The following is an 18,643-nucleotide window of genomic DNA, read 5'->3' as shown; positions in this document are numbered from 1 at the left end:
GGCGACAGACTAGAACACGTTCCAATTCGATGGAAGCCTGACGAGTGGTCAGATCCACACCCCGGTTAACAACAGGTCAAGAATTCACCTCGTACGACATCCGTCGGAATAGTCGCCCCGGGAAACAGGTTCGTTCTGCACGTACCCCTGCCAGCTTTTGCACCGCCCCCGGAGGCCCCACGTAATGACGCAGTCGACGACCCACCAACGCGGCACCCGCGGAGTCGTCCCCGTACTCGCCTTCGCCGGCATCGTCGTCGCGGTGATGCAGACACTCCTGGTGCCGGTCATCAAGGACCTGCCGACGCTGCTGAGCACCACGCCGTCGAACGCCACCTGGGTCATGACGGCGACCCTGCTCGCCGGCGCCGTCTCGACCCCGATCATGGGCCGCCTCGGCGACCTCTACGGCAAGCGCCGCATGCTCCTGACGAGCCTTGCCGTGATGGTCGTGGGCTCCCTGATCTGCGGCTTCACCGACGACCTCGTCGTGATGATCGTCGGCCGCGCCCTGCAGGGCTTCGCGATGGGCGCCATCCCGCTCGGCATCGGCCTGATGCGCGACATGCTGCCCCGCGAGAAGCTCGGCTCCGCGATGGCCCTGATGAGCTCGTCCATCGGCGTCGGCGGCGGCCTCGCGCTGCCGCTCGCGGCACTGACCGCACAGCACGCCGACTGGCACACCTTGTTCTTCGGCGCCGCGGGCCTCGGCGTCATCTCGATGCTCCTGACCGTCCTCTTCGTGCCCGAGAGCACGGTGAAGGCACAGGGCACGTTCGACGTGGTCGGCGCCCTCGGGCTCTCCGCCGGGCTCGTCCTCTTCCTCCTCCCCATCACCAAGGGCAGCGACTGGGGCTGGACCTCGGGCATGACGCTCGGCCTGTTCGCCGCCGCCGCGGTCGTCCTCGTCCTGTGGGGCGTGATGGAACTGCGTCTCAAGGCACCGCTGGTCGACCTGCGCACCACGGCCCGCCCCGCGGTCCTCTTCACCAACCTCGCCTCGATCATGGTCGGCGTCGCGTTCTACGCGATCTCCCTGGTGCTCCCGCAGCTGCTCCAGCTGCCGACCGCCACCGGCTACGGCCTCGGCCAGTCCATGGTCGTCGCGGGCCTCTGCGTGGCGCCGCTCGGCCTCACGATGATGTTCACGGCCCCGGTCTACGCGCGCCTCTCGGCGAAGTACGGCCCGAAGGTGACCCTCATCCTCGGCATGCTGATCATCGCGATCGGCTACGGCGCGGGCCTCGGCCTGATGAGCGCCGCCTGGCAGACGATCATCATCGCGGTCGTGGTGGGCGCGGGCATCGGCCTCGCCTACTCCTCGCTCCCCGCGCTGATCATCGGCGCCGTCGACCCCTCCGAGACGGGCGCGGCGAACGGCCTCAACACGCTGATGCGCTCCATCGGTACGTCGGTCTCCAGCGCCGTCATCGGCATGGTCCTCGCCAACACGGCGGACCACGTGGGCGGCGTCGCGATCCCCACGATGACGGGCTTCCGCACATCGTTCCTGATCGCCACCGGCGCGGTCGCGCTCGGCCTGGTCTTCGCCCTGTTCCTCCCCTCCGCCCGCCGCTCGGTCAAGACCCAGCTCCGGGCGAGCAGCGAGGAGGACGCGAACCTGCGCGCCGCGACGGAGGCGCTGGCCGGCTTCCACGGCCGGGTACTGAGCCCCTCCGGGACGCCGGTCGCCCGCGCCAAGGTCACGCTGATCGACCGCAGGGGGCGGCAGGCGGGCTCGGCCCTCACGGACGAGGTCGGCCGCTACGCGCTCCCCGTCCCCGGGGACGGCTCCTACGTCCTCGCGGCCACGGCCGCCGGCCACGCACCGCTGGCCTCGGCGGCGGCACACCGGGGCGACGACTCGGCGGTGGAGATGGACCTGCTGCTGCCGGGCGGGAGTGATGTGCTGGCGTAGGGCGGGCCCTACGGGGCTTTCCCCTCACATGCCGGCCGGGCTGGATCTTCCAGCCCGGCCGGAGCCTTTCAGCCCGTCCGGCGTCTGAGGACGAACCCGGCGGAGCCGGTGATGACGGCGACCAAGGCCGGCTAGGACCGGGGCGCCGCCTGCTCCAGCTCATCGATCGTCCCGGACATCACGGCCCGGACATGCTCGGTGAGATGCTCCGCAGGCCAGTCCCACCAGGCGACAGCCAACAGCCGCGCCACCTCATCCTCGCTGTACCGCGTACGGATGAGCTTGGCGGGGTTTCCACCAACAACCCCGTAATCGGGCACGTCGTCGACCACCACGGACCCGGAAGCGATGACGGCCCCGTGCCCGATCCGCACGCCGGGCATCACCGTCACCCCGTACCCGAACCACACGTCATGGCCGACCACGGTGTCGCCGCGCCCCGGCAGCCCGCTGATCAGATCGAAGTGCTCGGACCACGAGCCGCCCATGATGGGGAACGGAAAGGTCGAGGGCCCGTCCATGCGGTGGTTGGCGCCGTTCATGATGAACCGCACCCCCGTCCCGAACGCACAGAACTTGCCGATGCGGAGCTTCTCGGGCCCGTAGTGATAGAGGACGTTGCGCGTCTCGAAGCCGGTCGCGTCGTCAGGGTCGTCGTAGTACGAGAACTCCCCCACCTCGATCAACGGCGACTTCACCAGCGGCTTCAGGAGCACGACACGAGGCTGGTCCGGGAACGGATGCAGCACCGTCGGATCGGCCGGTACGAGTTCCATGCGCTCTTGCCTCCACTGCTGAGGTACGGCCCCGCCTCGATGATCAGCTGAACCATGCGGCAGCATAGGGCGGCCCGCCCCGGACACCCACCGCTTTTCCGAAGCTCAGGAGAACCCATGGCCCCCCAGCCCAAGCCGGAGATCCTCGCCGCCTTCGAAGCGGCCAAGGGCTTCATGCCGACCGGCGAGGGCCTGGCCCTCTACGCGGCGGCGACGGAAGCGGCGACGCTCGGCCTCCCCCTCCTGGAGGTCGGCACGTACTGCGGCCGCTCCACGATCCTGCTCGCGGACGCGGCGCGCGAGGCGGGCGTCACGGCGATCACCGTGGACCACCACCGCGGCAGCGAGGAGCAGCAGCCGGGCTGGGAATACCACGACCCGGAGACGGTCGACCCGCAGGTCGGCCGCATGGACACGCTCCCCACGTTCCGCCGCACGCTCCACCGGGCGGGCCTGGAGGAGCACGTGATCGCGATCGTCGGCCGCTCGCCGCAGGTGGCGAAGACCTGGGGCGGCCCCCTCGGCCTGGTGTTCATCGACGGCGGCCACACGGACGAGCACGCGACGGCCGACTACGAGGGCTGGGCCCCGCACATCGCGGAGGGCGGCCTCCTCCTGATCCACGACGTGTTCCCGGACCCGGCGGACATCATGACGGGCCAGGCCCCGTACCGCGTCTACCTCAGGGCACTGGAGTCCGGCGCGTTCACAGAGGTCTCGGCAACGGACTCACTGCGCGTCCTGCGCCGAACGGGAGGAGTGCTGAGCGGCCAGCACCGCCGCGAGGCCCTCTTGTAGGTCCTTGACGAAATACTCGGGGATCTCCAGCGACGGGAAATGGCCCCCGCTCCCGGGCGACCTCCAACGGACGATCTGCCGGTACCGCTCCTGCGCCCAGGGGCGTGGAGACTTCTCGATGTCACTGGGGTACATGGTGATGGCCGACGGGACGTCGACCCGGAGTTCGGGGTCCAGCGAGTTGTGGCTCTCGTAGTAGATGCGGGCCGCCGAAGCGCCGGTCCGCGTCAGCCAGTACAGGGTGACGTCGTCCAGGACCCTGTCCATGGAAATCGTCTCGAACGGGCTGTCCTCGGTGTCCGACCACTCGGCGAACTTGTCGAGGATCCAGGCGAGAAGCCCGACCGGTGAGTCGACGAGCGAGTAGCCGATGGTCTGCGGCCGGGTCGCCTGCTGCTTCGCGTACGCCGCGCGGTGGCGCCAGAAATGGCGGGTGTCCTCGGTCCACTGGCGCTCGACCGCCGTCAGCCCGTCCGTCGTCAATCCGGGCGGCGCCTCCGCGAACGTGGTGTGGATGCCGAGCACGTGTGCCGGGAACCTGCCGCCGAGGACCGTGGTGATGTTGCCTCCCCAGTCGCCGCCGTGGGCCACGAACTTGCTGTAGCCGAGCCTTCCCATCAGTTCCACCCAGGCGGCCGCGATCTTCTCGGTTCCCCACCCGGTGGTGGCCGGCTTGTCGCTGTAACCAAAGCCCGGCAGCGACGGGACCACGACGTGGAACGCCGGCGCTTCCGCATCGTTCGGATCAGCCAGCTCGTCCACCACGTCGACGAACTCGGCGATGCTGCCCGGCCACCCGTGCGTCAGGACCAGAGGAGTGGCGTCCGCGCGCGCGGACCGGCGGTGCAGGAAGTGGATTCCCAGACCGTCAATGGTCGTGCGGAACTGACCGATCCGGTCGAGGCGTGCCTCGAACGACCGCCAGTCGTATCCGGTGCGCCAGTAGTTCACGACATCGACGAGGTCGGCGAGAGGTACGCCCTGCTCCCAGCGGCGGGAGCCGGGCGCCGCGCCCTGGACCGTCTCGGCCTCCGGCAGCCGGGCCGCGGCCAGTCGCGCGCGCAGATCGTCGAGGTCGGCGTCGGATGCGTGGGCTTCGAATGCCTGCACGTCTGCTTGCTCGTCTGCTTGCACGCCTTCTTGCACGTCGCTGGTGGGACGGGTCATGAGACCTCCTGGCCATCGTCGAACCGACCGTGAACCACTGGGAACCGGCTAAGACGGTTCTACCGTGCCATCGCATCGGTGTGCAACCGGCTAAGGTGGTTCCATGCGTGCTGGCTTCCCTGATTTCCGCCTCGGCAGTGTGCTGGCGACCAGCTTCACGGGGACGCTGTCGGAGCGTCATGGCGACTCCGTGGAGCGCATCCCCACGCCGCAGCGCCTCATCGACTGGCTGGCGGTGAACGGCCTCGCCGTGGACTCCTGCACCGCCGCCCAGCTCGACCTCGCCCGGGAGCTGAGGGAGTCGATCCACGCCGCCGCGACAGCCGCCGCGGTCCGGGACCCTCTCCCCGCGTCCGCCGTCCAGGTCATCAATGACCGCAGCGCCCAGGGGCGGGCCGCGGCCGTCCTGACGGCCGACGGCGAGCGGCGATGGCGGCTCGGCTCGGCTTCCCGCGTGGAAGACGCCCTCAGCGTGATCGCCGCCGACGCGGTCCACATCATCGCGGGCGAACGGGACGGAAAACTGGCCCTGTGCGCCTCACCGACCTGCCGGGCCGCCTTCTTCGACACCAGCCAGAGCCGCACTCGTAAGTGGTGCGACATGAACACGTGCGGAAACCGCCAGAAGAAGGCGCGCTTCCACGCCAACCAGCGCAAGAACCCGACATCGGCGAAATGACCTGCGACACCGCGCGTACCGGGCGTAGCTCGCCGCCCCCGGAAGGACCCCCGCGTCCGGGGCGTAACCGGAAGGAGTGGAGAACCGTGGGTCCCTGCGGAGCACGTGAACGGCCCGTAAGGTGGCTCTCGTGTCGTACGTAGGTCCGGACAGCCAGCCCCCACGCCCGCCCCGCCGTTTCAGCGGCGGCCCCCTCACCGTGACGCTCGCCGCACTGGTGCCGACGTGCCTTGCGGGGTGGCTCATTTACGAGGCGACGAGCGGTCCCGGCGGGAACGAACCGCCCAGAACGCTCCCCTCCGCCAGCCGGTCCGCGCAGAGTTCGCCCTCCTCCGAGCCGTCCCCGGCGGCCTCCGAGAAGGACGACGACAAGGGCGAGGGCAAGGCGAGCGCCAAGCCGAGCACGACGAAGCCCCCGAAGTCCTCGACCCGGCCCGCCGCCTCCGGGCCCCTCAAGGGCAAGGTCGTCGTCGTCGACCCCGGTCACAACACCGGCAACGGCAGGCACACGGCCGAGATCAACCGCCTGGTGAACATCGGGACGAACCGCAAGGCGTGCGACACCACGGGCACCTCCACCAACAACGGTTACAGCGAGGCCCAGTTCACCCTCGACGTCTCGCGCCGGCTGCGCACGCTGCTGGAGAAGCAGGGCGCCACCGTGAAGTTCACCCAGGACGGCGACCGGCCCTGGGGCCCCTGCGTCGACGAGCGCGCCCGCATCGGCAACAACGCCCACGCGGACGCCGTCGTCTCCGTCCACGCCGACGGATCCGCGGTGGGCAACCGCGGCTTCCATGTGATCCTGCCCGCATCGGTGAAGTCCGGCGCCGCGGACACCACCAAGATCGTCGTCCCGTCACGCGCCCTGGGCGAGCGCATCGCGGGCAAGTTCCTGAGCTCGACGGGCAGCGCCCCGTCCAACTACATCGGTGACGGCACCGGTCTCGACGTACGCAAGGACCTGGGCGGCCTCAACCTGTCCACCGTCCCCAAGGTGTTCATCGAATGCGGCAACATGCGGGACCCCAAGGACGAGGCGTTGCTCACCAGCGACGCGTGGCGGCAGAAGGCCGCACAGGGCATCTCCGACGGAATCGTGAGCTTCTTGCGCGGATAACGGGTTGGTAGCGGGTTGACAGGTCTTTATCCCGAGCAGACACCCCACGCGAGTGAACGATAATGTCCTCCGTACGATGGGGGGCCATCCCCGCGCTTTGCACCACGACCTTGGGGCGAGCGACGCCTCCACCGACGAGACGACTTACGAAGGACCTGAAGTGAATATCCGCTCTCTCACTCGAGGCGACGGCGTGGTGATCGGGGCAGCGGTTTTGCTGTTCATCGCCTCGTTCCTGGACATCATCGACCTCGAAGGCGTCTCGGACTCAGCCGACATGCCGAACGCCTGGAACAGCGGGCCGTTCCTGCTGGGTGTCACCCTGGCCGGGATCATCGGTGCCGCCTGCATCGTCGTCGCCCGCGCGCTGCCGACGCCTCCGAAGGTCCTCGGCATCGACCTCGGGCACTTCGGTGTCGCCTTCACGGTGGCCTCGGCCTGGAACGCCATCGGGCAGATCTTCGACCCGGCCGGCGGCTTCGACAACATGGGGCAGTCGGGCGACAGCGGCATCGACGCCGGTGTCGGCACCATCCTTTCCCTGATCGCCGCGCTGGTCATGGCCGCCGGGGCGATCCTCGCCCTGACCGTGCCCGCCTTCAAGGCCCCCCTCGTCGGCTCCCCGCGTCCCGCCCCCCAGCCCTACGGCGCTCAGCCGCAGGGCGGGTACGGGTACCCCGGTGCGCAGGGCCAGCCCGGTCAGCCGTACGGCGCCCAGCCCGGTCAGCCCGGCCAGCCGCAGCAGGGGCAGCCGTTCGGCGCCCAGCCGGGCCAGCCGCAGCAGCAGACGCCGCCTCCCGGGCAGGCGCAGGCCACCGGTGAGTTCTCGCCGTTCTGGTTCGCCGTGCCGGTGCCGCGTCCGCTGTACGCGGAGGACGGTTCGCCGACGCCGATCGCCGAACTGGCGCCCGGCACCTGGTACTTGGCCGTCGAGCAGCGCGGCCCCGGCCTGGTGGCCCAGACGCAGGACGGCCGTCGTGGCGTGCTGCAGGACACCACGGGGATCCAGCGCGGCTGATCTCTCCCGTCCCTCGCGACACCTCGCGGCCCCTCGCCCTTCCGGGCGGGGGGCCGTTGTCGTACAGTCGCCATCCTGCAGGGAGCTGACGGGCCGTCAGAAGGGATCGGGATCGCGTATGCGCCTGGGACTCGCACTCGGTTACTGGGGGCGCGGCCCCGACCCCGGACACGTGGCGCTCGCCCAGGAGGCCGAGCGGCTCGGATACGACTCCGTGTGGACGGCGGAGGCCTGGGGCTCCGACGCCTTCACTCCCCTCACCTGGATCGCGGCGCGGACCTCACGGATCAAGCTGGGCACGGCGGTCGTGCAGATGGCGGCGCGCTCGCCGGTGACGACAGCCATGCACGCGCTGACCCTCGACCATCTCTCCGGCGGCCGGATGATGCTCGGACTCGGGCTTTCCGGGCCGCAGGTGGTGGAGGGGTGGTACGGGCGGCCGTTCCCGAAGTCGCCGCTGACCGCGACGCGCGAGTACGTGGACGTCATCCGCCAAGTGCTGCGGCGGGAGGGGCCGGTGACCCTCGAAGGCCGCTTCCACGCGCACCCGTACCAGGGCGAGGACGGCAGCGGCCTCGGCAAACCCCTGAAGCCGATCACGCACCCCCTCCGAGCGGACCTGCCGGTGCTGCTCGGCGCCGAGGGGCCCAAGAACATCGCGCAGACGGCACGGATCGCCGACGGCTGGCTGCCCCTCTACTGGTCGCCGATGCGGGCTGATGTGTACGAGGCGTCGCTGACGGAGGCGCGGGACGGTTTCATGGTCGCGCCCATGGCGCGGGCGAAGGTCTGCGACGACGTTGCGGAGGGCCTGCTTCCGGTCAAGGCGATGCTGGGGTTCTATATCGGCGGAATGGGGCACTCCGCGCGAAACTTTCATGCGGATCTGATGGCGCGGATGGGGTTCGAGGAGGAGGCCCGACGCATTCAGGACCTGTTCCTGGCAGGCCGCCGAGAGGAGGCGGTACTGGCCGTTCCGGACGCCTTCGCCGACGAGATCTCCCTGATCGGCCCCCGAGAACGCATAGCGGAACGCCTGGAACTATGGCGCAAGGGCCCCGTAACGGACCTCCTCGTCCTGTCCCCGGACCACCACACGCTACGAGTACTGGCCGAACTGAACGGCTAGCGCGAACGGCTTGCGCGGGGGCTTGCGCGGACCGCTGCGGCGAGCGCGAACGGCTGGCGCGGAACGGGGCGGTGGGCCTACTCGGCCGATGTCCCGGAGCGTCTGGCGCAGGTCTCCGCCCGCCGACGCCCATCTCCCCCAGCCCGCCCGGCACTTGAGGGCGGGCCCGGCGGAGCCGGTGGTCAGGCCGGGGCGCGGCCAGGCGGCGGCTCGGCCCAGGGTCCGGACCCTGCCCCGGACCCGGACCCGAACCCGGACCGCCCGAGGCCAGGGGCCTACCTAGCCCTTTGCCAGTTCGCCTGCTGATGGCACGCGGTCCTTGACCTCCGCGCCCGCGCCCTTGCCCGCGTCCTTCACCTTGTTGATGACGTCGTCGAAGGAGTTCACCACCGAGTCCGTCGAATCACCCTTGCGGAGCTTCTTGGGGAGATCCTTCAGGGCGTCGATGCCCGCCGTCAGCGGGGCCACCGCCTTGGACAGCGTCGGGTCGCCCTGGGCGTTCTTCGTCGCCGCCTTCAGGCGGTTGTAGGCGAGGGTTCCGGCGAGGCCCGCCTTGATCAGGGCGAACTTGCGCCCATCGGCGCCCTTCTTGAACTTCCCCGCCCGGAAGGGCTTCACGATCCACTGGTACGTCGCACCGGCGGCGATCCCCGCGTTCGCCACGAACCGTGTCTTCGCGAACTTCTGCTTCTCGGCGGAGCTCGAACTGGACGGCGCCGAGGCGGCGTCCGCTTCGTCACCGCCGCACCCGGTCAGCCCCGCGAGCAGGGCGCCGCACAGCACAGGGGCGACGAGGGACCGGCGTACGGTCGCGGCGGACAGCAACACGGGGGACCTCCGGGAGTGGACAGCTAGAGGACAGCTCTCCCGGCAGCCTCACCCCGCCCGGCACGGCCCGCCACTCGGGCGAGCCCGTACGGGTTTCAACCGGGCCGATCCCGGTACACGGGTCTTATGTCCACCCGACAAGCACGTGGCAGCACCGCAGCGAGGGTCATCGTCATCGTCGCAGACGTGATGGCCATCATCCTCGGCCTGTGGATCCTCATGTATCTGTTGGACGCGAACCGCGCCAACGACCTCGTCCAGTTCATCCACGACGTGGCCCGCTGGCTCGCAGGCTGGTCACACGACCTGTTCACATTCGACGAGGCCTGGGCCCGCGTCGTCTGCGGCTACGGCCTCGCAGCTCTCGTGTACGTCTTCATCGGCCACGCCGTCGCAGGACGGCTCCGCCGCTACTGAGCGGAGGGACCAGGCGTCGGCGCGCCGCTGTCACCCCCCGGCAGCGGCGCCGCTGCGGCGTCGCTACTGCCCCCCGGTGGCGGCGTCGCAGCACTCCGGTGCGAGGCCCTGGGGCAGGCGTTCTCCCGAGAACACCGCGCAGGTGGCCTCGTCGCCGCCCAGTGCCGCCACCGCGAGCAGCAGGGAGCCCGCCGTCCAGGTCGTCAGTTCCTCGGGCCAGATCGCCTTGTCGTCGAAGACGTAGCCCGTCCAGTAGAGGCCGGACTCGGGGTCGCGCAGGTGCTGGATCGACTGGAGGATCTCCAGGGCGCGGTCCGATTCACCCAACACCCAGAGGGACAGGGCGAGTTCAGCGCTCTCACCGCCCGTCACCCAGTTGTTGGGGATGACGCAGCGCACGCCGAGGTCCGGCACCACGAAGCGGTCCCAGCCCTCCTCCATCCGGGACTTGGCCTCCGTGCCCGTGAGCGCGCCACCGAGGACCGGGTAGTACCAGTCCATCGAGTAGCGGTCCTTGTCCAGGAAGCGCTCGGGGTGGCTGCGTATGGCGTGGGCCAGCGAGCCGGTCGCCAGCTCCCAGTCCGGCTGCGGCTCCTCCCGCTGCTCGGCGATCGCCAGAGCGCAGCGCAGCGCCTGGTGGATCGACGAACTGCCGGTCAGGAGCGCGTCGTTGACCGGCGTGCCGTCCTGCTCCCGCTTCCAGCCGATCTGACCGCCCGGCTGTTGCAGGGTGAGGACGAACTCCACCGCCGCCACCACCGTCGGCCACAAGCGGTCGAGGAACGTGTCGTCACCGGTCGAGAGGTAGTGGTGCCAGACGCCCACGGCGATGTACGCGCAGAAGTTCGTCTCGCGGCCCCGGTCCGTCACGTCGTGCGGATCCCCGTCGGCGTACGCCGCGTACCAGGAACCGTCCGGATTCTGGTGCCGCGCGAGCCAGTCGTAGGCGCGGCCCGCGGCCTCGTGCTCGCCCGCCGCGTCCAGGGCCATCGCGGCCTCGGTGTGGTCCCAGGGGTCGAGGTGGTGGCCGCGGAACCACGGGATCGCGCCGTCCTCGCGCTGGACGGCAAGGATCCCGCGCACGGTCCGCGTGGCCTGATCCGCCGTCAGGACGCCCGGCAGGACCAGGTGTTCCGTCCGCTCCGGGCTCGTCACGCGTCGGTCTTCGCGTCGGCCTTCGGCAGGTGCGGCTTCGTCGCGTACGCCACGAAACTCTTGCCCACGACCGGGTTGAGCAACTGTTCCGCCACCTTCGTGGCCAGCGGCTTCTTCATGATGTCCCAGACCAGGAGCTTGTGGTACGCCCGCACGGGCAGCGCCTTGTCGTTGTCCACGCCGAACGCGCACTTCAGCCACCAGTACGGCGCGTGCAGGGCATGCGCGTGGTGCGTGCCGTACGGCTTCAGGCCCGCCTCCCGCATCCTGCCGAGGAGTTCGTCCGCCTTGTAGATGCGGATGTGACCGCCCTCGACCTCGTGGTACGCGTCCGACAGGGCCCAGCAGATCTTCTCGGGTCCGTAGCGCGGGACCGTCACCGCGATGCGGCCGCCCGGCTTCAGGACGCGGACCATCTCGGCGAGCACGCCCTTGTCGTCGGGGATGTGCTCCATCACCTCGGAGATGATCACGACGTCGAACGAGGCGTCGGGGAACGGCAGGTTGAGCGCGTCGCCCTCCATCGCGGTGGCCGTCGCGCCCGCCGGCGCCTCGCCCGCCTCCTTCATCGCGGCGAACCACTTGGCGACCTCACGGATCTCCTCGGCGTTCTGGTCGAGGGCCACCACCTGGGCCCCCCGCCGGTAACACTCGAAGGCGTGCCGGCCCGCGCCGCAGCCCAGGTCCAGGACGCGGTCGCCCGCGGCGAGCGGGAAGCGGGTGAAGTCGACGGTCAGCATCAGCTGGGGCTCCCGGAGTACGTCGGGGTGGCCGCGGGGCGGCCGGATTGCGGGCGGGCATCGCGGGCGATCGCCGCGCGGTACAGCTCTGCGGTGCCCTGGGCGGCGCGGGCCCAGGTGAATTTGGCGAGAACCCGCTCACGCCCGGCCGCGCCGAGGCGGGCCCGCAGCACCGGGTCCCCGAGCAGCCGGTTCAGTCCGGCGGCGAGCGCGCCGGGGTCGGCGGGCGGCACCGCGAGGCAGGTCTCGCCGTCCGGGCCCGCGACCTCCGGGATCGCGCCGCCGGTCGTCGCGAGCAGCGGGGTGCCGGTCGCCATGGCCTCGGCCGCGGGGAGCGAGAACCCCTCGTACAGCGAAGGGACACAGGCGATCTCGGCCGAGCGGACGAGGTCCACGAGCTCGGCGTCGGTGATGCCCTTGACGAACTCGATGGCGCCTTCGAGGCCGTACCTCTCGATCGCCTGCGCCACCGGGCCGTCCTCGGCGCGCTTGCCGACGACGACGAGGTGGGCGGCGGGGTTCTCGGCGCGGACCTTGGCCAGCGCCTCGACGAGGTGGATGAGGCCCTTGAGCGGGACGTCGGCGCTGGAGGTCGTGACGATCCGGCCCGGGACCTCGGGGACCGACGGGTCGGGCGAGAAGAGGTCGGTGTCGGCGCCGATGTGCACGACGTCGATGCGGTCGTCGCGTACGCCGAGGTGGTCGATGATCTCCTGGCGCGAGGTGCCGGAGACGGTGAGCACGGAGGGCAGCCGGCGGGCCACGCGCTTCTGCATGCGGGTGAACGCGTACCAGCGGCGCACGGACATGCGGCGCCGCCAGCCGGCCGCCGCGTCCAGCTCCAGCTGTCGGTCCACCGTGATGGGGTGATGGATCGTGGAGACGAGCGGCGCGCCCAGGTCGCCCAAGAGGCCGTAGCCGAGGGTCTGGTTGTCGTGCACGACGTCGAACTCGCCGCGCCGTGCCCGCAGGTGACGGCGGGCGCGCAGGCTGAACGTCGCGGGCTCGGGGAAACCGCCGGTCCACATCGTCGCCACTTCGAGCGCGTCGACCCAGTCGCGGTACTCGCCGCGCTTCGGCGTGCGGAAGGGGTCGGGCGAGCGGTAGAGGTCGAGGCTGGGCAGCTCGGTGAGCCTGAGGCCCTCAAGGCCCTCGTCCAGGACGGGGTAGGGCTGCGCGCCGATCACCTCGACGCTGTGGCCGAGCCGGGCCAGCTCGCGCGAGAGGTGACGTACGTAGACGCCCTGTCCCCCGCAGAACGGGTTGCCTTTGTACGTGAGGAGAGCGATGCGCAACGGACGGTCACCATCGGCCGGACCCGTACGGGGACCCGCCTCCATGGCCTCAGCGGTCACTCTCGGCCCCCTTCTCCCTGCGGTTGTCCGCGAGGTTACGCCGGGACGGTAATCTAGAACAAGTTTCAGACTTGATCGTTGAATGATCGCTGAACGAGCTTTGAATCTACCGGCAGGTAGCCGCGCTGTAAGGCCCGGATCAGGTGATTCGCGCCACGGCGGGTGCCCTGCCATGCTGGCCGACCACGTGACCGTAACGGGACGACGGAACAACGGGACATATGACAGCGGAAGCCAAGGCAGCGGAAGTCGCAGCAGCTGATCCGGCGTCGCCGCCCCTGACCGAACGGCAGGAGGCGCGCCGCCGCCGCATCCTGCACGCCAGCGCCCAACTCGCGAGCAGGGGCGGGTTCGACGCGGTGCAGATGCGCGAGGTCGCCGAGTCGTCCAGCGTCGCCCTCGGCACGCTGTACCGCTACTTCCCCTCCAAGGTGCATCTCCTGGTCGCCACCATGCAGGACCAGCTGCAGCACATGCACACCACGATCCGGAAGCGCCCGCCCGCCGGCGAGACACCCGCCGAGCGGTGCGCGGAGACGCTGATGCGGGCCTTCCGTGCCCTGCAGCGCGAGCCGCACCTGGCGGACGCGATGGTCAGGGCGCTGACCTTCGCCGACCGCTCCGTGAGCCCCGAGGTGGACACGGTCTCGCGGCTGACCACCGCGATCATCCTGGACGCGATGGGCCTGGCCGACGCGCCGACCCCCGAGCAGCTCTCGGCGGTCCGGGTCATCGAGCACACCTGGCACTCGGCGCTGATCACCTGGCTCTCGGGGCGGGCCTCGATCGCACAGGTCAAGATCGACATCGAGATGGTGTGCCGCCTGATCGACCTGACGTCCCCCGAGAGCGCGTAAACCCGTTCCAGGCCCGCCCCCCAGGCCGCACAGCCCGCCCCTCGGACCCCAGGACCCGTCACACATCCCTCTGGCCAACGCTTCCCGCAACCCCTCAATCGGTGCATGGGGGGCGCACAACCACCTGGCAATTGCGCCCCTGAGCCTCTCCTGGTCCCGCTTGGCCAGTTCTCCGCGTACACACGGCGGTCGGCGCGGCTATTAATGGTCTGCGTGCTGTACGAAGCCATCGGGACCGGAGCTGGAACCTGGAGGAGCGAAGCGTGACGCGGGTACTTCTCGTGCACGACGCCTGTCTTTTGCGATCGGCCCTGGCGGAACGTCTCGCCCGTGAGCCGGACCTGGAGGTGTTCCATGCACCGTGGCACAACGCCCGCGACCGTACGGGTGCGGTGCTTCCCGACGTCTGCGTCGTGGACCCGGACGGCGACACGGCGTACGCGTCCGCCGAGTTCGGGGAGCAGTCCCATCCCGTGAGCGGCGGCCTCGGCTGCCCGCTCCTCGTCCTGGTGTCCGGCAGCCGGCCGGGGCTGCTGCGGCGCTGCATGGAGGCGGGCGCCCTCGGCTTCGTGGACAAGGCGAGCCCGCCGGACCGGCTGCTCGCCGGGATCAGGAAGGTGGCGGCCGGCGAGCGGTTCGTGGACGAGTCACTGGGCTTCGGATTCCTGAAGGCAGCTCAGATGCCGCTCACGCACCGGGAGTTACTGGTGCTCTCACTCGCCGCCGGGGGCGCGCCCGTCGCCGAGATCGCGCACCGCCTGCACCTGACCAACGGGACGGTGCGCAACTACATGGCCGCGATCACCCGCAAGACCGGGGCCCGCAACAGGATCGACGCCATACGGATCTCGCGCGGCGAGGGCTGGGTGTGACGACCCGTTCACCGGGCCCCAGTTGCCCGAGAGTTCACGGTAGAGGGAGGAGCTCCCGAGCAGCTCCTCGTGGCGGCCGCACAGGGTGTGCGTGCCGTCCATCACCAGGATGCGGTCGGCGCGGCGGGCCGAGCTGATGCGGTGGGCGATCACCACGAGGGTGCCGCCCGGCCGCGCCGCGAAGGCCCGCTCGGCGCGGGCCTCCGCCACCGGGTCGAGGTGACAGGTGGCCTCGTCGAGCAGGGCGAGGGGAGCGTACGAGACATAGGCGCGGGTCAGCGCGATGAGCTGGCGCTCGCCCGCCGAGAGCGCGGCGGGGTCGACCTCCGCGGCGAGACCGCCGAGCCGCTCGATCACCGCCCCGAGCCCGACGGCCTGCGCGGCGGCCAGCAGCTCCGCATCGCTGACGGCATCCGCCCGCAGATACTCCAGGTTCTTGCGCACCGTGTCGCTGAAGACGTACGCCTCCTGCGGGATCAACACCCGCCGCCCGACAGCTTGTCGCCCCCGCACGGACCGCCCGCCCACGCGAACCGCGCCGCCGCCGGGCTCAAGGAGACCGGCCACGAGCCCGGCAAGGGTGGACTTTCCGATGCCGCTGGGCCCGACGACCGCCAGATGGCCGCCTCGCGGGACGGTGAGCGACAGGTCACGCAGGACGGGCTCGGCGCGGGGGCCGTAGGCGAAGGTGACGGAGGAGAGCTGGAGGGCGGGCGCGTCGGCGGGAGCGGGGGCCTGGGCCGGAACGGGAGCCGAGGCGGGCCCCCCTTGCACGTCCCCGTCCGCACCCCCGCCCGCGCCCCCGTCCGCCTCTGCCCCGCCCGGCCCGGACAACGCCGCCTGCGGGGTCCACGCCAGGCGGCGCAGGACGACGGCCAGGCGGGCGCCGCTCGTGCCCAGGCCGTGGATCAGGTTGTGCAGGGCCGGGAGCAGCGCCTGGGCGACGTAGGCGATCGCCCCGACCAGGGCGCCCGGCGTCACCCCGCGGTTCAGGAGCCAGGGGGCCGTGACGAGGAGAAGGACGAGCGGGAGCTGGCCGCCGGTCGCGAGGGCAGCTGTCCGCAGGACGCCCCAGCGGGCCAGGGAACGGGCCGCCGCGTACTCCGTGGCGATGCCCCGGTCCAGGTCCTCGGCGACGTCCTGCTCGGCGCCCGCAGCCGCGACGTCCCGCAATCCAGGTGATATCGCGCCGAGTTGACCCGCGATGCCCTCGTCCGCGACGAGGAACCTCTCCTGGCGCCGTGCCAGCGGGCGCAGGCTCCCCACGAACAGGCCGACACCGGCGAGCAACGGCGGCGCGACGACCAGGAGGAGCAGCGGGGCGAGCGAGAACAGGCCGATCAGCGCGCCCGTCGCCGTGAAGAGGAACGAGCGGGACACGAGGACAAGGCCCGCGAACGTGTCCCTGGCGATCTCCACCTGCTGGGTGAGCCGGGACACGGAGGCGCTGTCCGCGTCCCGCAGCCCCCGGCCGACGACCTGCCGTACCAGGGTGTCCCGCAGCGGCTCCACCAGATCGGCGACCGCGCGGTACACACGCCCCGTGCCGTAGGCGGCCACGACCACACCGAGCCCGGCCGCACCGAGCCACCCGAGGCCCACCGCCTCGTCCCCCGCGAGGAACCCGTCGTCCAGGGCGCGGGCGAGGGCGTACCCGGTGAGGAAGGTCTGCCCGGTCTCCAGTACGGACCAGAGCGCGAGCCGCAGCACCACAGGCCACCTGCGCCAGAGGAAGCGGACACCTCGGCGGTAGGGGCCCGGCGGGGCAGGCGGGGAGGCCGGCTGCGGGGCCGGGGAGAGCGGCTCAGGAGCGCCGGAGGACACCTTCACGCGCCGAACACCTCCCGGTACTCCGCCCGCTCCCACAGCTCCGCGTGCGTCCCCACCGCCCGTATCCGCCCGTCGTGCAGCCACGCCACCGTGTCCGCGCGGGCCGCCGTCGCCGCGCGGTGGGCGATGATCAGGCGGCTGCGGTGCGGGGTGTGGTGGAGCAGGGCCTCGGCTATGTGGTGTTCGGTCACGGTGTCCAGGCTCGACATCGCGTCGTCCAGGATCAGGAGCCGCCCGCCGCGCGCGAACGCCCTTGCCAGACCCAGGCGTTGGGCCTCACCCCCGGAGAGGGGCGCCTCCGTGCAGGGTGTGGCGTAGCCGTCGGGGAGGCGGGTGATGAAGGGGTCGGCGTGTGCCGCGCGGGCCGCGTCGCGGATGCGGGGCGGCGCGGGGCGCGGGGCGCCGAAGCCGATCGTGTCCTCCAGGGTCGTGCCGAGCAGCGCGGGCCGCTCGAAGGCGTAGCCGATCTCGCGGCGCAGTTCCTCGCGGCGGAGCGAACGCAGCGGGACGCCGTCGAGGCGTACGTCCCCTTCGTCGGGGTCGGCGAGCCGGCCCGCGACGGACGCGAGCAGCGACTTGCCCGCGCCTGAACGCCCGACCACGGCGAGCGTGCCGCCCGGCGGCACCGTGAGGTCGACGCCGTCGAGAACGGTGCGTTCGCCGCGGATCACCGTCACTCCGCGTAGCTCCAACTCGCCGTATCCGGGCGGGAGCTCCGCGTTTCCGTACGAGGTCTCCGGCTCGGTGAGCACCTCGCCCAGGCGGCGCGCCGCGGCCCTGGCCCGTACCAGCGCGCCGAGCTGTCCGACGAGCATGCCGATCCCGGTGGCGAGCACCGCGTACCGGGAGGCGGCGAGCAACTCACCGACGCTGATGCGGTCTTGGAGCACGAGATGGCCCGCCACCGCGATGACCCCGAGCTGCAGGAGGGGTGCGACCGCGACGGCCTGTGCCTGGGAGCGGCCCTGGACCGTCCACATCCGGTGGCCCTGACGGGAGAGTTCGGGCAGGGCGTCCAGGACGCGCCCGGCCTCCTTGTCCTCGGTGTGCGCGGCGGCGATGGTCCGGGCGCCGCCGATCGCCTCGCCGAGCCGGCCCGCGATGTCCCCCTGGACCTGCTGGTAGCGCGCCACGCAGTCGGAGGAGACGCGCACGAACCAGCGCAGGAGCAGGACGAGGACGGGCGCCCCCGCGATGAACACCACGGCCAGCCAGGCGTCGATCAGGGCGAGGGCCACCACGGCGCCCACGGGCGCGACCAGGGCGGCGAGGAGCGCGGCGAGCGTGGCGGGCGCGACGCCCGCGTGTGCCGCGTTGTCGATGAGGCGGGCCACCAGGTCGCCGGGGGCGAAGCGCGCGGTGGCGCGTGGTCCGACGGCCAGCACATGGCGTCCGACACGGCCGCGCAGCCAGGCCGTCGTACGGGCGTTGGTGGTTCCGGTGAGGACGCCGTCGCAGGCGTCGAGGAGTGCGCTCACGGCGATGAGCGCCGTGCACACGAGGATCCAGCGGGTGGCGTCGGCGCCGACGTGACCGGCCGCGTGGCCCGCGAGGACGGCGTCGAGTGCGCGGCCGATCGCGAACGGCAGGAAGAGGCTCGCGCCCGCCCCCGCGACGCTGCACAGCGCGAGGGCCGCGCAACGGGCCGCGCTGTGCCGGGTCGCCGCCTTCAGCAGGCCCGCGTCGTGTTCGGGCCGGGGAGGACGGGTGGTCGTGGTCGCCATGCGGTCCGGGTCCTCGCAGTCCTCGTGTCCGTGGGGCGTCCGTGGCATGGATGGATCCGGGCGGTGCCTCTGGGGAGAGGCACCGCCCGGTCCCTCACGAACCGTGCCGGTCAGGCACGGGCCAGCGTCACAGACAGAGCAGCACGCTGGCGGCGCTCCAGCAAGCAATCAGGCTCACCTGGCTGCCGCCACCGCCGCCGCCACCGGTCATCTCGTCGGACTCCATGCTCTGCAGGTCGAGAAGCGCCATGATCTTCCCT

17 protein-coding genes and 1 pseudogene are annotated in these 18,643 nt (G+C 71.3%); 9 read left to right on the top strand and 9 right to left on the bottom strand.

Annotated elements, in window-relative coordinates; all coding sequences use genetic code 11:
- Positions 1–184 precede the first annotated feature (184 nt).
- The gene (locus OG302_RS28960; RefSeq protein WP_371529456.1) at positions 185–1,918 is read left to right on the top strand and encodes an MFS transporter; all 1,734 of its coding nucleotides are present in this window, start codon (positions 185–187) and stop codon (positions 1,916–1,918) included.
- Between the two features lie 131 nt (positions 1,919–2,049).
- Here OG302_RS28960 and OG302_RS28955 read toward each other — a convergent pair whose 3' ends face one another.
- Positions 2,050–2,694, bottom strand: coding sequence for a CatB-related O-acetyltransferase (locus tag OG302_RS28955; RefSeq protein ID WP_371529455.1), 645 nt, complete (start codon positions 2,692–2,694; stop codon positions 2,050–2,052).
- Between the two features lie 117 nt (positions 2,695–2,811).
- Between OG302_RS28955 and OG302_RS28950 the strand changes: the two genes are divergently transcribed.
- Positions 2,812–3,492 carry a class I SAM-dependent methyltransferase gene (locus OG302_RS28950; RefSeq protein WP_371529454.1) on the top strand — a complete coding sequence of 227 codons (681 nt, stop codon included), beginning with the start codon at positions 2,812–2,814 and terminating at the stop codon, positions 3,490–3,492.
- Here the strand turns inward: OG302_RS28950 and OG302_RS28945 are convergent.
- A complete protein-coding gene (locus tag OG302_RS28945) occupies positions 3,424–4,659 on the bottom strand; it encodes an epoxide hydrolase (protein ID WP_371529453.1) in 1,236 nt (411 codons plus the stop codon). The genes OG302_RS28950 and OG302_RS28945 overlap by 69 nt on opposite strands.
- A 103-nt stretch (positions 4,660–4,762) precedes the next feature.
- On the opposite strand from OG302_RS28945, the gene OG302_RS28940 reads away from it, so the two are divergent.
- The 4 genes from OG302_RS28940 (at position 4,763) to OG302_RS28925 (ending at position 8,605) form a co-directional block, all read left to right on the top strand.
- Entirely contained in the window at positions 4,763–5,338 is a 576-nt protein-coding gene (locus OG302_RS28940) for an ABATE domain-containing protein (protein ID WP_371529452.1), read from the top strand.
- A 130-nt stretch (positions 5,339–5,468) separates the two neighbouring features.
- Positions 5,469–6,458: an N-acetylmuramoyl-L-alanine amidase gene (locus OG302_RS28935; protein WP_371529451.1), complete on the top strand. Its 990-nt coding sequence runs from the start codon at positions 5,469–5,471 to the stop codon at positions 6,456–6,458.
- Between the two features lie 160 nt (positions 6,459–6,618).
- Positions 6,619–7,476: a hypothetical protein gene (locus tag OG302_RS28930; protein ID WP_371529450.1), complete on the top strand. Its 858-nt coding sequence runs from the start codon at positions 6,619–6,621 to the stop codon at positions 7,474–7,476.
- Positions 7,477–7,594: 118 nt separating this feature from the next.
- Positions 7,595–8,605 carry an LLM class F420-dependent oxidoreductase gene (locus tag OG302_RS28925; RefSeq protein ID WP_371529449.1) on the top strand — a complete coding sequence of 337 codons (1,011 nt, stop codon included), beginning with the start codon at positions 7,595–7,597 and terminating at the stop codon, positions 8,603–8,605.
- A gap of 279 nt (positions 8,606–8,884) precedes the next feature.
- Here the strand turns inward: OG302_RS28925 and OG302_RS28920 are convergent, their stop codons facing one another.
- A complete protein-coding gene (locus OG302_RS28920) occupies positions 8,885–9,433 on the bottom strand; it encodes a hypothetical protein (RefSeq protein ID WP_371529448.1) in 549 nt (182 codons plus the stop codon).
- Positions 9,434–9,559: 126 nt separating this feature from the next.
- On the opposite strand from OG302_RS28920, the gene OG302_RS28915 reads away from it, so the two are divergent.
- The gene (locus tag OG302_RS28915) at positions 9,560–9,850 is read left to right on the top strand and encodes a hypothetical protein (RefSeq protein WP_361827541.1); all 291 of its coding nucleotides are present in this window, start codon (positions 9,560–9,562) and stop codon (positions 9,848–9,850) included.
- Between the two features lie 63 nt (positions 9,851–9,913).
- On the opposite strand, the gene OG302_RS28910 is transcribed toward OG302_RS28915, so the two are convergent.
- From OG302_RS28910 to OG302_RS28900, 3 genes are read right to left on the bottom strand one after another with little or no spacing between them, the layout of a single operon-like run.
- Positions 9,914–11,005: a prenyltransferase gene (locus tag OG302_RS28910; RefSeq protein WP_371529447.1), complete on the bottom strand. Its 1,092-nt coding sequence runs from the start codon at positions 11,003–11,005 to the stop codon at positions 9,914–9,916.
- On the bottom strand, positions 11,002–11,745 hold the full coding sequence (locus OG302_RS28905) for a class I SAM-dependent methyltransferase (RefSeq protein ID WP_365817441.1): 744 nt from the start codon (positions 11,743–11,745) through the stop codon (positions 11,002–11,004). Before OG302_RS28905 ends, OG302_RS28910 begins: the two co-directional genes overlap by 4 nt.
- Positions 11,745–13,100 (bottom strand): glycosyltransferase family 4 protein, encoded by a 1,356-nt coding sequence (locus tag OG302_RS28900; protein ID WP_371529446.1) that lies wholly within the window; start codon positions 13,098–13,100, stop codon positions 11,745–11,747. Before OG302_RS28900 ends, OG302_RS28905 begins: the two co-directional genes overlap by 1 nt.
- Positions 13,101–13,321: 221 nt before the next feature.
- Here OG302_RS28900 and OG302_RS28895 point away from each other — a divergent pair, with 221 nt between their 5' ends.
- Both OG302_RS28895 and OG302_RS28890 read left to right on the top strand, forming a co-directional pair.
- On the top strand, positions 13,322–13,957 hold the full coding sequence (locus tag OG302_RS28895; protein WP_361827552.1) for a TetR family transcriptional regulator: 636 nt from the start codon (positions 13,322–13,324) through the stop codon (positions 13,955–13,957).
- 545 nt (positions 13,958–14,502) lie between these two features.
- Positions 14,503–14,745, top strand: a pseudogene (locus OG302_RS28890) (LuxR C-terminal-related transcriptional regulator); the annotation flags it as partial.
- Here OG302_RS28890 and OG302_RS28885 read toward each other — a convergent pair.
- The 3 genes from OG302_RS28885 to OG302_RS28875 all read right to left on the bottom strand — a co-directional run bounded on the left by OG302_RS28885 (position 14,671) and on the right by OG302_RS28875 (position 18,633).
- Positions 14,671–16,659, bottom strand: coding sequence for an ATP-binding cassette domain-containing protein (locus tag OG302_RS28885; protein WP_371529445.1), 1,989 nt, complete (start codon positions 16,657–16,659; stop codon positions 14,671–14,673). The pseudogene OG302_RS28890 and the gene OG302_RS28885 sit on opposite strands and share 75 nt — an antisense overlap.
- A complete protein-coding gene (locus OG302_RS28880) occupies positions 16,656–18,383 on the bottom strand; it encodes an ABC transporter ATP-binding protein (protein ID WP_371529444.1) in 1,728 nt (575 codons plus the stop codon). Before OG302_RS28880 ends, OG302_RS28885 begins: the two co-directional genes overlap by 4 nt.
- Before the next feature lie 127 nt (positions 18,384–18,510).
- Positions 18,511–18,633: a SapB/AmfS family lanthipeptide gene (locus OG302_RS28875; protein ID WP_371529443.1), complete on the bottom strand. Its 123-nt coding sequence runs from the start codon at positions 18,631–18,633 to the stop codon at positions 18,511–18,513.
- Positions 18,634–18,643 lie beyond the last annotated feature (10 nt).

It is taken from the genome of Streptomyces sp. NBC_01283 (assembly GCF_041435335.1).
Lineage (GTDB): Bacteria > Actinomycetota > Actinomycetes > Streptomycetales > Streptomycetaceae > Streptomyces.
The sequence above is the reverse complement of the archived record's forward strand: the minus strand, read 5'-3'. Positions and strand labels throughout refer to the sequence as shown.